Below are 14,571 nucleotides of genomic sequence, written 5' to 3' on the forward strand. Positions count from 1 at the left end.
CCGGTGTCCGCGGTGGACACCGGCCCTTTCGGTCAGCTTGGCGGCGTTACTTCTTGCCGGTCAACTGCTGGTACTTGCGCTCCAGGTCGTCCAGGCCACCGATGGAGAGGAAGGCCTGCTCGGGAACGTGGTCGTACTCGCCCTTGGCGACCTTGTCGAAGGCCTCGATGGTGTCGGCGACCTTCACGAAAGACCCTTCCTCGCCGGTGAACTTCTGGGCGACGAAGAAGTTCTGGGAGAGGAAGCGCTCGATGCGGCGGGCGCGGTTGACCGTCACCTTGTCCTCTTCGGACAGTTCGTCCATGCCGAGGATGGCGATGATGTCCTGCAGTTCCTTGTACTTCTGCAGAATCCGCTTGACCTCCTGCGCGACCCGGTAGTGCTCGTCGCCGACGACGGCCGGGTCGAGGATGCGGGAGGACGAGGTCAGCGGGTCGACCGCCGGGTAGATGCCCTTCTGGGAGATCGGACGGGAAAGCTCCGTCGTCGCGTCCAGGTGGGCGAAGGTGGTCGCCGGGGCCGGGTCGGTGTAGTCGTCCGCGGGGACGTAGATCGCCTGCATGGAGGTGATCGAGCGGCCGCGGGTCGAGGTGATGCGCTCCTGCAGCTCGCCCATCTCGTCGGCCAGGGTGGGCTGGTAGCCCACCGCGGACGGCATACGGCCGAGCAGGGTGGAGACCTCGGAACCGGCCTGGGTGAACCGGAAGATGTTGTCGATGAACAGCAGCACGTCCTGGTTCTGGACGTCGCGGAAGTACTCCGCCATGGTCAGCGCGGACAGCGCGACCCGCATCCGGGTGCCCGGGGGCTCGTCCATCTGGCCGAAGACGAGCGCGGTGTCGGGAAGCACGCCCATCTCTTCCATTTCCAGGAAGAGGTCGGTGCCCTCACGGGTGCGCTCGCCGACCCCGGCGAACACCGAGGTGCCACCGAAGTTGCGGGCGATACGGGTGATCATCTCCTGGATGAGCACCGTCTTGCCGACGCCCGCGCCGCCGAACAGGCCGATCTTGCCGCCCTCGACGTACGGGGTGAGCAGGTCGATGACCTTGACGCCGGTCTCCAGCATCTTGGTCTTGCCTTCGAGCTGGTCGAAGGCGGGCGGGCGGCGGTGGATGCGCCAGCGCTCGGCGTCCGCGGCGTGGCCCGGCTTGTCCAGGCACTCGCCGAGGGCGTTGAACACGTGGCCCTTGACCGCGTCGCCGACGGGCACGGAGATCGCCTCGCCGGTGTCGAGCACCGGGGCGCCGCGGACGAGACCGTCCTGGGGCGCCATGGAGATGCAGCGCACCAGGTTGTCGCCGAGGTGCTGGGCGACCTCAAGCGTGATGGTCTTCTTCATCGCCTCAAGCTCGACGTCGACCTTGAGCGCGTTGTAGAGCTCCGGGACCGAGTCGCGCGGGAACTCCACGTCGACGACGGGACCGATCACCCGGACGACCCGGCCGGTGGCGGTGCTGGTGCGTGGTTCCTGAATGGCAGTCATCGCTAATCATCACTTCCTGCGGCAGCGAGCGCCTCTACGCCACCGACGATCTCGCTGATCTCCTGGGTGATCTGCGCCTGGCGAACCTGGTTGGCCACTCGCGTGAAGCTCTTGACCAGTTCGTCGGCGTTGTCCGTGGCGGACTTCATTGCCGTGCGTCGAGCGGCGGACTCCGACGCTGCCGATTCCAGCAGTGCCGCGTAGATCCGGGTGTTGACGTACTTCGGGAGCAGGTTGCCGAGCAGGGCCTCGGCGCTCGGCTCGAACGAGTAGGCCGGGGAAATCCCCGCGGACTCGCCGTACTCGATCTCCATCGGGCCGATGCGCTTGGCGACCGGCCGCTGGGAGAGCATCGAGCGGAACTCGGTGTAGACGATGTGCAACTCGTCCACGCCCAGCACCCCGTCGACGCCCGGCTGGTCGTCCACGTCGTCCTCACCGGCGAGGAAAGCGTTGATCAGCGTCTCGCCTGCGGCGACGGCGTCGCTGTAGGCGGGCCGCTCCGAGAAGCCGGTCCAGCTCTCGGAGACCTCGCGCTGCCGGAACCGGTAGTAGTTCAGGCCCTTGCGCCCGATCACGTACAGCACCGGGGTCTTGCCCTGCTCGCGCAGCAGCGACTGCAACTCCTCCGCGCGCTTGATGGCGTTGGCGTTGTAGCCGCCGCACAGGCCGCGGTCGGAGGTCACGACCAGCACACCGGCACGCCGGGTGCGCTCGCGCTGGGTGAGCAGCGGCGAGTCGAGGTTGCTCGCGGCCGTGGCCAGCGCGGTGAGCACCGAGGTGATCTCATCCGCGTACGGCTTGGACTCCGCGACCCGCGCCTGCGCCTTGCTGATCCGCGATGTGGCGATCAGCTCCTGCGCCTTGAAGATCTTCTTGAACGACTGGGCCGACTTGATCCGCTGGCGGATCTCCCGAAGTTGCGCCATGCCTACTCCTTCGGCGGCGCGGGCTTGTTGACCTTCACGGTCTCCTGCCCGACCTCGTCGGCGTCCAGAGCGTCGGCGGGGACGTCGCTGACGCCGCCGCTCTCGGCCGCGGTGAAGTTCTGGGAGAACGCCTCGACAGCCGCGATCAGCCGCTCTTCGTTGTCGTCGGAGAGCACCTTGTTCACCCGGATCTCGTCCAGGATGCCCGCGTGGCGGTGGCGCAGGTTCTCCAGCAGCTCGGCCTCGAAGCGGCGGACGTCGGCGACCGGGATCGCGTCCAGGTAGCCCTTGGTGCCGACGTAGATGGAGACGACCTGCTCCTCGACCGGCAGCGGCGAGAACTGGCCCTGCTTGAGCAGCTCCATCATCCGGGTGCCGCGGGCGAGCTGGGCCTTGGAGGTGGCGTCCAGGTCGGAGGCGAAGGCGGCGAACGCCTCCAGCTCGCGGTACTGGGCCAGCTCCAGACGCAGCGTGCCGGAGATCTTCTTCATCGCCTTGGTCTGCGCGGCGCCGCCGACCCGGGAAACCGAGGTGCCGACGTTGATCGCCGGACGCTGGCCCGAGTTGAACAGGTCGGCTTCCAGGAAGCACTGGCCGTCGGTGATGGAGATGACGTTGGTGGGGATGTAGGCGGAGATGTCGCTCGCCTTGGTCTCGATGATCGGCAGGCCGGTCATCGAGCCGCCGCCGAGCTCGTCGGACAGCTTCGCGCAGCGCTCCAGCAGGCGGGAGTGCAAGTAGAAGACGTCGCCGGGGTAGGCCTCGCGGCCCGGCGGGCGGCGCAGCAGCAGCGAGATCGCGCGGTACGCCTCGGCCTGCTTGGTCAGGTCGTCGAAGATGATCAGGACGTGCTTGCCCTGGTACATCCAGTGCTGCCCGAGCGCGGAGCCGGTGTAGGGCGCGAGCCACTTGAAGCCAGCGGAGTCCGAGGCCGGGGCGGCGACGATGGTGGTGTACTCCAGCGCGCCCGCCTCCTCCAGCGCGGACTTGACGCCCGCGATGGTGGAGCCCTTCTGGCCGATGGCGACGTAGATGCAGCGGACCTGCTGCTTCGGGTCGCCGGTCTCCCACGCCTTCTTCTGGTTGATGATCGTGTCGACGCAGACCGTGGTCTTGCCGGTCTTGCGGTCGCCGATGATCAGCTGGCGCTGGCCGCGGCCGATCGGGGTCATCGAGTCGATGGCCTTGAGGCCGGTCTGCAGCGGCTCCTCGACCGGCTGGCGCTGCACGACGGTGGCGGCCTGCAGCTCCAGGGCGCGCTGCTCCTCGGCGACGATCTCGCCGAGGCCGTCGATCGGGGCGCCCAGCGGGTCGACCACGCGGCCGAGGAAGGCGTCGCCGACCGGGACGGAGAGGACCCGGCCGGTGCGCTTGACCTCCTGGCCCTCCTCGATCTTGTCGTACTCGCCGAGGATGGCGGCGCCGATCTCGCGGGCGTCCAGGTTCAGCGCCACGCCGACCACGCCGCCGGGGAACTCCAGCAGCTCGTTGGCCATGGCCGAGGGCAGGCCCTCGACGTGGGCGATGCCGTCACCGGTGTCGGAAACCGTTCCGACCTCTTCCCGGTTGACGTCCGGGGAGTAGCTGGAGACGTAGTTTTCGATCGCACTGCGGATCTCGTCCGACGAGATCGTCAGCTCCGCCATGAAAGTTCCTGCTCTCGCTTCGTTCTGGGAAGACTAATGGGGGTCAGCCGGCAAACTTGCGCCGCAGCGCGTCGAGCCGTCCGGTGGTGCTGCCGTCGATGACCTCGTCGCCGACCTTGACGACCAGACCGCCGCCGAGGTCGGGGTCGACCTCGATGTGCAGTGCGATCGGCCGGGCGTAGATCCGCTGCAGGGATGCCGACAGGCTGTCCTGCTGCTCGGCGGAAAGCGGGCCAGCGGAGATCACGTGCGCCACCGAGCGCTCGCGCCGCTTGGCCGCCTGCGCGGCCAGCGCCTCCAGGCCCGCGACGACCTGCCTGCCGCGCGGCTGGCCGACCAGGTTCTCGACCAGCGCCGAGGTGGTCTTGTCCACCTTGGTCCCGATCAGCTCGCGGACCAGGGCGAGCTTGCCCTCGGCCGCGGCGGTCCGGTTGGCCAGCACCTGCTCCAACTCGGTCTGGTCGGCGATGATGCGGCCCAGCCGGAACAGCTCGTCCTCGACCGTGTCGAGGCGGCCGTCCCGCTCGGCGCGCACCAGCAGCGCGGTGGTGGCCAGCGACTCCAGGCCGTCCACCAGCTCCCGGGGGCTCGACCACCGGGCGGCGACCGCGGCGGCGACCACGGTCAGGGCCGACTCGGAGATCTTGCCGCCGAGCAGGTCCCGCACGAGCCGTTCGCGGTTCGCCGGATCGGTGGCGGAGTCGGCGAGCGTGCGCCGCAGGCCGATCTCCCGGTCCAGCAGCCCGACGACCGCGAACAGCTCTTCGCCGAGCGTGGCGGCGGCCGTGGCCCCCTCGACGACGTCGAGCAGGGTCAGCTCGACGGCGGCGAGGGCTTCCCGGCTCGCGGCTTGGAATGTCATCTCAGGCGTCCCCTAGCTCTTCGCAGGCGCCGAAACCGAGTCGAGCTCGGCCAGGAACCGGTCGACCGTTCCCCGGCGCCGGGCCTCGTCCTCAAGGGACTCGCCCACGACCCGGCTGGCCAGTTCGACGGCGTGGCGGCCGAGGTCGGCGCGCAGCTCGGCGACGATCTGCGCGCGCTGCGCCGCCAACTGGGCCTGCCCCTGCGCCACGATACGCGCGGACTCCTCCTGGGCCTGGGCGCGCAGCTCCTCCTTGATCTGCTCCGCCTCCGCCCGGGCGTCGTCCCGGATGCGCGCGGACTCGGCGCGGGCCTCGGCGAGCTGCGCCTTGTACTGCTGCAGCGCGGCCTCTGCCTCGGCCTGGGCCCGCTCCGCCTTCTCGATGCCGCCCTCGATCTTGGCGGTGCGCTCGGCGTAGAGCTTCTCGAACCGGGGCGCGACGAACTTCGAGATCACGAACAGCAGCAGCAGGAAAGCCACCAGACCGAGGATGACCTCGGCGAGGTGCGGCATCACCGGGCTCGGGGTTTCAGCGGCCAGGATGGATGTGTTCACCACGACGTCTCCCTGACGAAGAAGGGCTGGATCAGCCGCCTGCGATGAAGAACACGACCAGGCCGATCAGGGCGAGCACCTCGACAAGGACGAAGGTCGTCCACGCGATGCCCATGAGCTTGCTCTGGGCCTCCGGCTGGCGGGCCGTGCCGTTGATGACCGCGGCCCAGATCAGGCCGACGCCGATGCTGGAGCCGATGGCGCCGAGGCCGTAGCCGATGGCCGCGAGGCCCGCGTTGATCGAGGCAGGCGCCTCCTGGGCGAGAACAGCAACACTGCTCACTTGTGTATCCCTTTCCAACTCGGTCCGCGGGCACCCGCGGATCGGGGGCTTGATGTGGTCCCTAGTGCTCTTCCGCGAGTGCCATGCCGATGAAGTTGGCCGACAGGAGCGCGAAGATGTACGCCTGCAGAATCTGGATGAACGCCTCAAGGAAGGTCATCGCGATGGCGAACGCCCAAGCGACGAGTGATACCGGCTTGAGCGCCACTGGGGCGTGCAGGAGCAGGTATTCACCACCGAGGGTGAAAACCAGCAGAATGAGGTGCCCGGCGAACATCGCGGCGAAAACTCGGATCGCCAGCGTGACCGGGTTCAGAATGAACTTCTGCAGGAACTCGATCGGAGCGACCAGCAGGTAAATCGGACCGGGCGCGCCGGGCGGCATCGTGGCGTGCTTCAGGTAGCCGACGAAGCCGTGCCGCTTGAAGCCGACGTAGTGGTAAACCGGGTAGACCACCAGCACCGCCAGCGCCAGCGGGAAGCCGATCCGCGACATGGTCGGGAACTGCAGCACCGGGATGATCCCGAAGAGGTTGTTCACCAACACGAAGGTGAACAGCGTGAGAATAAGCGGCACGAAGGGCTTGAAATCCTTCGAGCCGATCTGCTCCCTGGCGATGGAGTTGCGGCCGAAGTCGTAGACCGATTCGGCGGCGAACTGCCACTTGCTGGGGATGACCTTCAAGTTCCGGGACGTGATCAGAAAGAACGCGGAGACGATCACGACGGACAAGACCACCAAGACCATCGGTTTCGTGACGTCACCGAAGATCGGCGGGAGAATGAAGTCCTTCACGCCGGGTGGACTGAACGTCTCACCCTCGGCCAGCACCAGCCTGCCCAACTCTGGGCTCCTTCCGGTTCTCCCGGCCGGCGTTCACTCCGCCGGGGGAATCGTCACGATCAGGTCGTAAGGTACCTGACGAAGTTGGCATGTCCGCAGCCGGCTACCTGATGGCCTGGTCAGCCCACCTGCGAGCTGACCGCAATACGCCAAACCGACCGCTGACGCAAACCCTACCAGGCGGTAACGAAGGAATCATCAGGTGTGTGGCGTGGGCCGCCGACGGACTACTTCTCGTCGCCGATGATGATTGTCGGCAGCTTGGTCCGGCGAAACGCGACCGCCTCGGCGGCGGCAGCCACGATCACCACGGCGATCATCGTGATGCCCAGCGACCGGCTGTGCAGCGCGTCGACGCCGCGCAGCGCGGTCATGACCAGCATCAGGACGAACAGCTTGACGAGCAGGCCGCCCAGCGACGCGGCGAGCGCGACCTGTGGCCCCAGGGCGGCGGTCTTGCGCATCAGGAACAGCGTCAGCAGCGACGAGCCGCAGGCGAGCGCGCCCCCCACCAGCGCGCCGAGCGCCCCGGGCGCCCCGTTCAGCGCGCCGAAGAGGACCACCCCCGCGACCAGGGTCGCCACCGACGGCCACAGCGCGGTGCGGAACATGGCGTCCGCCAGCGTGAGCAGCGACCGGGTGTGCGGGCCGGGCCGCGACTCGGCGGCCGTGCCTGCCTCGGCGGTCGCGCTTGTCTCGGCGGTCGCGCTTGTCTCGTTGTTCTCGCTCATCGTGGGTCCAGTCTAGAGCCGGGTGGGAGGTCGCCCGGCGGCAGGCGTCACCGGGACGAGCGGATGCGCGGCAGGTAGGAGATCACCGCGGTCAGCACCACGACGATCACGATTCCCCAGATGACGATCGAGACGTCGTAGAGGGTCACCGCGATGGCGCCGAAGGCGATCAGGCCCGCCCACAGGTAGATGAGCAGCACGGCGCGGCGCTGGGAGTGGCCGATCTCCAGCAGGCGGTGGTGCAGGTGCATCTTGTCCGCGGAGAACGGGCTCTCGCCGCGGCGGGTGCGCCGGATGACGGCCATCATCAGGTCCAGCACCGGGACGAACAGGACCGCGGCGACGATGAGCAGCGGGGAGAACACCGCGAGCGCGTCGGTGGCGCCCCACAGGGTGGGGTTGCCGCGGAAGGAGACGGTGGTGCTCGCCGCGGCCAGCATGAGGCCTATGAGCATCGAGCCGGAGTCGCCCATGAAGATGCGCGCGGGCTGGAAGTTGTGCGGCAGGAAGCCCAGGCAGGCCCCGGCCAGGGTGGCGGTGATGAGCGCGGGCGAGTAGTTGCCGACGTCGCCGCCGGACTCGTCGAGCAGGTGCATGGAGAACACGCAGGTCGCCGCGGCGGTGATGAGCCCGATTCCCGCGGCGAGCCCGTCGAGGCCGTCCACGAAGTTCATCGCGTTGATCATCGTGACGGCGAGCAGGATGGCCAGCAGGCCGCCCTGGTTCTGGTCCAGGATGAGCACCGAGCCGAAGACGCCCTCGTCGCCGCCCCAGGGCACCCACAGCACGAACCACTGGATGCCGAACAGCACCAGGATGCCAGCGCAGGTGGTCTGGCCCGCGAGTTTCGTGAGCGAGTCCAGCTCGAACCGGTCGTCCAGCATACCGATGCCGACGATGATGCCGCCGCCGATGAGCACGGCGGCGGGGTCGAACGAGTAGTCGAACGCGCGGCGCAGGACCGGCAGCTGGTGGGCCAGCAGCATCCCGCCGCAGATGCCCAGGTACATGGCCAGTCCGCCCAGCCGCGGCATCGGCACGACGTGCACGTCGCGCTGGCGCGGGTAGGCGACCGCGCCCATCCGGATGGCCAGCAGCCGGACCAGGCCGGTCAGCAGGAACGTCAGGACCGCGGTGATCAGCGCGACCAGCAGGTACTCCCGCACCGGAAGGCCTGCGGGCGCGAATCCGCTCGTGGGTGTCACGCCCGCTGGCTCCTCGGGTAGGCGGGGCGGGCCGCGGTCAGCGCGGCGACGGCCTCGACCAGCTCGGCCGGATCGGTTGCGGCGCGGACGGCGCGGCCGATCAGCCGGGCGATCTCGCGCATGTCGGGCTCGGTCATGCCCTGCGTGGTGACGCTGGGCGAGCCGAGCCGGATGCCCGAGGCGACCGAGGGCGGGGCCGGGTCGAACGGGACCGGGTTCTTGGTCAGCATGATCCCGGCCGCGGCGCAGCGGGCCTCGGCGTCGGCGCCGGTGACGCCGAGCGGGCGCAGGTCGAGCACGGCCAGGTGCGTGTCGGTGCCGCCGGAGACCGGGCGCATCCCTTCCTCGGCCAAGCCGTCGGCGAGCGCGGCGGCGTTGGCGACGACCTGGTGGGCGTAGTCGCGATAGGACTGCTCGGCGGCTTCTTTGAGGGCGACGGCTTTCGCGGCGATCACGTGCATCATCGGGCCGCCCTGGGTGGCCGGGGAGACCGCCTTGTCGATGGCATCGGCGTGCTCGGCGCGGCAGAGCACCAGGCCGCCGCGCGGGCCGCGCAGGACTTTGTGGGTCGTCGCGGTGACGACGTCGGCGAAGGGCACCGGCGACGGCGCCACTTCGCCCGCGACCAGCCCGATGATGTGCGCCGCGTCGACCAGCAGGATCGCGCCGACCTCGTCGGCGATCTCGCGGAACGCGGCGAAGTCGATGAGCCGGGGGTAGGACGTCGCGCCCGCGATGATCATGCGCGGCCGGTGCGCGCGGGCCAGGTCGCGCACCTGGTCGTAGTCGATCAGTTCGGTTTCCGGGTCCAGGCCGTACCAGACCGGCTCGAACCAGCGGCCGGAGAAGTTGGCTGGCGAGCCGTGCGTGAGGTGGCCGCCGTGGCGCAGGTCCATGGCCAGCACGACATCGCCCGGCTCGCAGAACGCGGCGTAGCAGGCCAGGTTCGCATTCGTCCCCGAGTGCGGCTGGAGGTTGGCGTGGTCGGCGCCGAAGAGGGCCCGCGCGCGGGCCGCGCCGATTTCCTCGGCCACGTCGACTTGGCCGCAGCCTGGGTAGTAGCGGTGGCCGGGGTAGCCCTCCGCGTATTTGTTCGACAGCGTCGAGCCGAGCGCGGCGAACACCGCGGGGCTGGTGAGGTTCTCGCTCGCGATGAGCTGCAGCCCGCCGCGCAGCCGGTCCAGCTCGCCGAGCACCACCTCGGCGATCTCCGGGTCCGTGCTGGTGAGGGCCGCGAAGTCAGGGCCCCAGAACGGCGTGGGCACGGGGGGTCGCATCTCCTGCGTGTCGAACGGCTGTCGGTAAACGGCTGACAGGTAAGCGGGCAATAGGCGGGCAGATCAGGTAGGGCACGCTACCGCGAGACGCGCACCTCGGCGCCCAACGCCTCGGAGACCGCGGCGACGCTGACCGCGCCCTCGCGCAGCACCACGGGCTCGTCGCCGCTGAGGTCGACGATGGTCGATGGCACCGGGTCGCCGGACGGTCCGCCGTCGAGGTAGACCGACACGGAGTCCCCGAGCTGGTCGACGGCCTCCTGCGCGGTCGCCGCGGGCGGTCGGCCGGAGCGGTTGGCGCTGGAGACCGCCATCGGCCCCACCTCGCGCAGCAGCTCGATCGCCACCGGGTGCAGCGGCATCCGCAGCATGACCGTGCCGCCGGTCCGGCCCAGGTCCCAGGCCAGCGACGGCGCGTGCGGGAGCACGATGGACAGGTCCCCCGGCCAGAACGCCTCGACCAGCGTGCGGGCCGACTGGGGCACCGAGAGGACCAGCCCGTCGATGGTCGACCACGAGCCGACCAGCACGCCGACGGGCATGTCCGGGCCGCGGCCCTTGGCCGCGAGCAGCGCGCTGACCGCGGTCGGGGAGAACGCGTCGCAGCCGATGCCGTAGACGGTGTCGGTCGGGATCACGACCGTGCGGCCCGCACGGACCGCGCTGGCCGCCGCGGCGAGGCCGTCTTCGCGCTGGCCGCGCTCGCTGCAGTCGTAGACCGTGGTCACGGCGGCGAGGATAGCGGTGTCGGTAGTCGGACGATCACGCGCCTCCGCCGCGAATCCCGCCGGTGGGCAGCTCCGCGCGGGCGCGCCAGCTCTGCCTGCGGAAGCGCACCACGATCAGGTAAAGCAGGGCGCTGCCGACGACGATCCCGGCGATCACCAGCGGCACGCTGCCTGTGACCCCGCCGATGGCGACCAGGGTCAGTCCGAAGGAGACGGCCAGCACCGCCAGGCTCACCGCGATCCCCTCCGGGCGCCAGTGCCAGCGCCGTCCCGAGCGCACCTCGGCCAGCAGCCGCTCCGCGCCCCGGCGCAGCTCCCGGTCGTCCACGTCGAGTTCGAGGATGCGCCGGGCGGCGTGCTCGCACAGGGCGAGCTGGCCCTCGCTGGTGAACACCAGGGTCTCGTCGCCTGCGCGGTGCCGGGCCTGGTCGGCGACCGAGCACCAGGTGCTGGCCAGGTAGTAGCGCAACACCGGGTCGTCCGAGCCGCCGTAGACGCGTTCCAAGTCCTCGGCGGCGGCAACGGCGTCCGAACCGGCCACTTTCGCCTGGGACAGTCCCAGGAACGCGAGCGCGTTGCCCGGGTCCAGCTCTTCCGCGCGGCGGTAGTGGCGGGCCGCGGCGCGCCACCGGCCGCGGGCGAGCAGCACGTCGCCGATGCCGACGTGGTCGTGCGGGTGCGCGCGCAGCGCCGCCGACCGCTCGAACTCGCCGAGCGCGTCGTCGAGCCTGCCCGCGAGCAGCGCGGACCTTCCGCGCGCGAACGCGTCCGCGGCCTCTCCCGCCCCCGGTTCGTCCTCGCCAGCGGTCAGTTCCCACTTGGCGATGACGTCCTGCCATGTACGAAGCATTGGATCACCCAAGAGGTCACGCTACCCTCGGTACGGCATACCGCAGGCCCGTGTCCAGGGAGTAGCCACGACCAGCCGCTTCACGCGCAGAGGATTCCAGCTCAGCTCACGCTGGCTGGCGTCCTCGCTTGTCGTCGCCTACGCGGCGGTCAGCGCGGCCGTCGGCGCTGTGCTGCTGGTCGCGCCCAAGGAACCCGAGCGCAACGCGCAGTCCATCGCCACCTACGACTACGCCGACTCGGCTCCGCCCGCGCGGACGGGCGAACCCGCGCCGTCCCCTTTGGAGGGACCCGCCGCGGACCCGCGCGTCGCGCCGAGCCCGTCGAAGGTGGCGCTGCCGGTGCCCGAGGGCTACCAGCGGGTCGCCGGACCCGGCGGCATCGTCACCACCATCCCGGACGGCTGGATCGTCACCCGGTCGAGCGGTCCGGGCGCCATGCAGGCCACCGACCCCGCCGACCCGACCCGGTTCATCCGCTACGGCGGCGCGCCCGCGCCCGCGGTGGACCTGGTGCGGTCCCATGTGGACTACGAGCGCGCGTTCGCGGCCACCCGGCAGCGGTTCCAGCGGCTGAGCCTGGGCACCGCGACCTACCACGGCGTCCAGGCGGTCGACTGGGAGTTCGAGCACGACACCGCCGCTGGCCGCCTGCACGTCCATTCGATGTACTGGCGGGTGGCCGGGACGGAGTACTTCCTCTACGCCACCTCGACGGTCGAACGGTGGGCCGAGACAGCGCCGGTCTACCGCACGATGGTCGAGAACGTCACGCCATAGGGCGGCGGCGGGCGGTGCTGAACCGGGGGCGGCCCGCCAGGTCCGGGTGGTCCTCGATGTCGGTGAAGACGCCCCGGTCCGCCAGCAGCGCGGGAACGGAATCGCCGTGGGTGTCGTCGTGTTCGATGGCGACCGCGCCGCCGGGGCGCAGCAGGCGGGCGGCCGCGGTGACCACCGAACGGATGACGGTCAGGCCGTCGGCGCCGGAGAACACCGCGTGCGCCGGGTCGTGGTCGGCGACCTCCGGGGGGACTTCGGTCCCGTCGGGGACGTACGGCGGGTTGCACAGCAGCAGGTCGACCTGGCCGTCGAGGTCGGCGAACAGCCCGGGGTCGGTGACGTCGCCGGAGTGGAGGCGAACCGGGGTGTCGCCTGCGGCGGCGCGGGCGTCGGCGTTGCGGCGGGCCCAGGACAGCGCGGCCGCGTCGATGTCGACCGCGTGCACCCGCGCGTCCGGGCGGGCGTTGGCCACCGACAGCGCGAGGACCCCGGACCCCGTGCACAGGTCGACCACGACCGGTGAGCGCACCTCGGCGAGGGTCGCCAGGCCCCAGGCGAACATGAGTTCGGTCTCCGGGCGCGGCACGAACACCCCTGGCCCGACCGCGACGGTGATCGCGCCCATCGCCGCGTCCCCGGTCAGGTGCTGCAACGGCTCGCGGCGCGCGCGGCGGGCGACCAGCGCCGCGAGCGCGTCGAGCACGGTCGCGTCGACCATCGGCACCAGCGGCAGTTTGCCCCGCTCGACGCCGAGCACGTGCGCGGCGAGCAGTTCGGCATCGGTGCGCGGCGAGGCGACGCCCGCGTCGGCCAGAACACGCTCCGCGGCGCCGATGGCCTGCCGGAGGGGGTGGTGCCTGCTCATGCCCGCCACCCTTTCACGGCCGCGCTCGGTGTCAGTCAGGTGTCCGCACTGGACTCGCGGGCGTCACCGTTGGACAGTGGAACCGACGCCACCGCGCAAGGGAAAGTGAGGAGAGACACCGTGAAGGCACAACCTGGTGACTGGCTCATCGTCGAACGCGGCGATGTGGACCACCACGCCCGCCGCGGCCGCATCGAGGAGGTCCGCGGGCCGGACGGGACGCCGCCGTTCGTCGTCCAGTGGAGCGACAGCGACCACACCGTGCTCGTCGCGCCCGGCCCCGACGCGCACGTCCTCACCGAGGCGGAGGCCACGAAATCCCGGTAGCGGCCCGACCGGACGCTGACAACGAGAAACCGATACCCGCCAGACCCCCGGATAGGGCCTAGCCCGCCGAAGTCGCCAGCCGTTCGGCCCGGTCGGCCTCGGCCAAGGCGTCGAGGACGCCGTCGAGGTCGCCGTCGAGCACGGCGTCGAGGTTGTGCGCCTTGTAGCCGACCCGGTGGTCGGAGATGCGGTTCTCCGGGTAGTTGTACGTGCGGACCCGCTCGGAGCGGTCGACCGTGCGGATCTGGCTGCGGCGCGCGTCGGACGCCTGCCGGGCGGCCTCTTCCTCCTGGGCGGCGAGCAGCCGGGCGCGCAGGACCTGCATGGCGCGGGCCTTGTTCTGCAACTGCGAGCGCTCGTTCTGGCAGGACACGACGATGCCGGTCGGCAGGTGCGTGATGCGCACGGCCGAGTCGGTGGTGTTGACGCTCTGCCCGCCCTTGCCGGACGAGCGGTAAACGTCGACGCGCAGGTCCTTGTCCGGGATGTCGACGATCTCGGCGGCCTCTTCGACGTCCGGGTAGACCAGCACGCCCGCCGCCGAAGTGTGGATGCGGCCCTGCGACTCGGTCACCGGCACCCGCTGCACGCGGTGCACGCCGCCCTCGAACTTCAGCCGCGCCCACACGCCGTCGGGGTCCGAGCCCCGGCTCTTGATGGCGACCGTGACGTCCTTGAACCCGCCCAGGTCGGACTCGGTGCCGTCGAGCACCTCGGCCTTCCAGCCGTGCCGCTCGGCGTAGCGCAGGTACATGCGCAGCAGGTCGCCCGCGAACAGCGCGGACTCCTCGCCGCCCTCCCCCGACTTGACCTCAAGCAGCACGTCGGCGGCGTCGTGCGGGTCGCGCGGCAGCAGCAGTTCGGTCAGCTTCGTCTCCAGCGCCGGAATCCGCGCCGCCAGCTCGTCGGCCTCCTTGGCGAACCCGGAGTCCTCCCTGGCCAGCTCCCGGGCGTCGGCCAAGTCGTCGCGCACCGCTTCCAACTCCCGGATGGCCTTCACCGCCGGGGTCAGCTCCGCGTAGCGGCGGCCCAGCTTGCGGGCGCGGTCCTGGTCGGCGTGCACAGCGGGATCGGCGAGCAGCTTCTCCAGCTCACCATGCTCGGCCAGCAACTCGTCCAGCGATGATGAATCCACCGGGAACACCTCACGATCGGGGATTTCGGGTCCGGACACGACGACGGCGCCCGCCCGGTGACCGGGCAGG

Annotated in this window: 16 protein-coding genes; 2 read left to right on the forward strand and 14 right to left on the reverse strand. The window is 70.4% G+C overall.

The window, feature by feature from the left end; translation table 11 throughout:
* Window positions 1–46: 46 nt before the first annotated feature.
* From atpD to BLS56_RS07275, 12 genes are all read right to left on the reverse strand, one after another.
* Window positions 47–1,486 carry a F0F1 ATP synthase subunit beta gene (gene atpD, locus BLS56_RS07220; protein WP_091449132.1) on the reverse strand — a complete coding sequence of 480 codons (1,440 nt, stop codon included), beginning with the start codon at window positions 1,484–1,486 and terminating at the stop codon, window positions 47–49.
* A 2-nt stretch (window positions 1,487–1,488) separates the two neighbouring features.
* Window positions 1,489–2,415 (reverse strand): F0F1 ATP synthase subunit gamma, encoded by a 927-nt coding sequence (locus tag BLS56_RS07225; protein WP_091449133.1) that lies wholly within the window; start codon window positions 2,413–2,415, stop codon window positions 1,489–1,491.
* A gap of 2 nt (window positions 2,416–2,417) precedes the next feature.
* Window positions 2,418–4,061 carry a F0F1 ATP synthase subunit alpha gene (gene atpA / locus BLS56_RS07230; protein ID WP_091449134.1) on the reverse strand — a complete coding sequence of 548 codons (1,644 nt, stop codon included), beginning with the start codon at window positions 4,059–4,061 and terminating at the stop codon, window positions 2,418–2,420.
* 43 nt (window positions 4,062–4,104) lie between these two features.
* Entirely contained in the window at window positions 4,105–4,923 is an 819-nt protein-coding gene (locus tag BLS56_RS07235) for a F0F1 ATP synthase subunit delta (protein ID WP_091449135.1), read from the reverse strand.
* Window positions 4,924–4,935: 12 nt separating this feature from the next.
* Entirely contained in the window at window positions 4,936–5,478 is a 543-nt protein-coding gene (locus BLS56_RS07240; protein ID WP_407640491.1) for a F0F1 ATP synthase subunit B, read from the reverse strand.
* Between the two features lie 31 nt (window positions 5,479–5,509).
* A complete protein-coding gene (locus tag BLS56_RS07245) occupies window positions 5,510–5,761 on the reverse strand; it encodes an ATP synthase subunit c family protein (protein ID WP_091449137.1) in 252 nt (83 codons plus the stop codon).
* Between the two features lie 61 nt (window positions 5,762–5,822).
* Window positions 5,823–6,605, reverse strand: a complete 783-nt coding sequence (gene atpB / locus BLS56_RS07250) for a F0F1 ATP synthase subunit A (RefSeq protein WP_175482712.1) — start codon at window positions 6,603–6,605, stop codon at window positions 5,823–5,825.
* Between the two features lie 227 nt (window positions 6,606–6,832).
* Window positions 6,833–7,336 (reverse strand): hypothetical protein, encoded by a 504-nt coding sequence (locus tag BLS56_RS07255; protein WP_228771439.1) that lies wholly within the window; start codon window positions 7,334–7,336, stop codon window positions 6,833–6,835.
* Window positions 7,337–7,383: 47 nt separating this feature from the next.
* Window positions 7,384–8,541 (reverse strand): glycosyltransferase family 4 protein, encoded by a 1,158-nt coding sequence (locus tag BLS56_RS07260; RefSeq protein WP_091449138.1) that lies wholly within the window; start codon window positions 8,539–8,541, stop codon window positions 7,384–7,386.
* On the reverse strand, window positions 8,538–9,806 hold the full coding sequence (locus tag BLS56_RS07265; RefSeq protein ID WP_091449139.1) for a serine hydroxymethyltransferase: 1,269 nt from the start codon (window positions 9,804–9,806) through the stop codon (window positions 8,538–8,540). The genes BLS56_RS07260 and BLS56_RS07265 overlap by 4 nt, the downstream gene beginning before the upstream one ends.
* An 89-nt stretch (window positions 9,807–9,895) precedes the next feature.
* Window positions 9,896–10,546, reverse strand: coding sequence for an L-threonylcarbamoyladenylate synthase (locus BLS56_RS07270; protein ID WP_091449140.1), 651 nt, complete (start codon window positions 10,544–10,546; stop codon window positions 9,896–9,898).
* 34 nt (window positions 10,547–10,580) lie between these two features.
* Window positions 10,581–11,396, reverse strand: a complete 816-nt coding sequence (locus BLS56_RS07275; protein WP_091449141.1) for a tetratricopeptide repeat protein — start codon at window positions 11,394–11,396, stop codon at window positions 10,581–10,583.
* Between the two features lie 169 nt (window positions 11,397–11,565).
* Here BLS56_RS07275 and BLS56_RS07280 point away from each other — a divergent pair, with 169 nt between their 5' ends.
* Complete coding sequence (locus BLS56_RS07280; protein WP_091449142.1) at window positions 11,566–12,174, forward strand: hypothetical protein; 609 nt, start codon at window positions 11,566–11,568, stop codon at window positions 12,172–12,174.
* Here BLS56_RS07280 and prmC read toward each other — a convergent pair.
* Window positions 12,164–13,039: a peptide chain release factor N(5)-glutamine methyltransferase gene (gene prmC, locus BLS56_RS07285; RefSeq protein WP_091449143.1), complete on the reverse strand. Its 876-nt coding sequence runs from the start codon at window positions 13,037–13,039 to the stop codon at window positions 12,164–12,166. The two genes, BLS56_RS07280 and prmC, sit on opposite strands and share 11 nt — an antisense overlap.
* Window positions 13,040–13,159: 120 nt before the next feature.
* Between prmC and BLS56_RS07290 the strand changes: the two genes are divergently transcribed.
* Entirely contained in the window at window positions 13,160–13,366 is a 207-nt protein-coding gene (locus BLS56_RS07290) for a DUF1918 domain-containing protein (RefSeq protein ID WP_091449144.1), read from the forward strand.
* Window positions 13,367–13,424: 58 nt separating this feature from the next.
* Here BLS56_RS07290 and prfA read toward each other — a convergent pair whose 3' ends face one another.
* Entirely contained in the window at window positions 13,425–14,501 is a 1,077-nt protein-coding gene (gene prfA, locus BLS56_RS07295) for a peptide chain release factor 1 (protein ID WP_091449145.1), read from the reverse strand.
* Window positions 14,502–14,571: the final 70 nt, after the last annotated feature.

The sequence above is a fragment of the Actinokineospora iranica genome (assembly GCF_900101685.1).
Lineage (GTDB): Bacteria > Actinomycetota > Actinomycetes > Mycobacteriales > Pseudonocardiaceae > Actinokineospora > Actinokineospora iranica.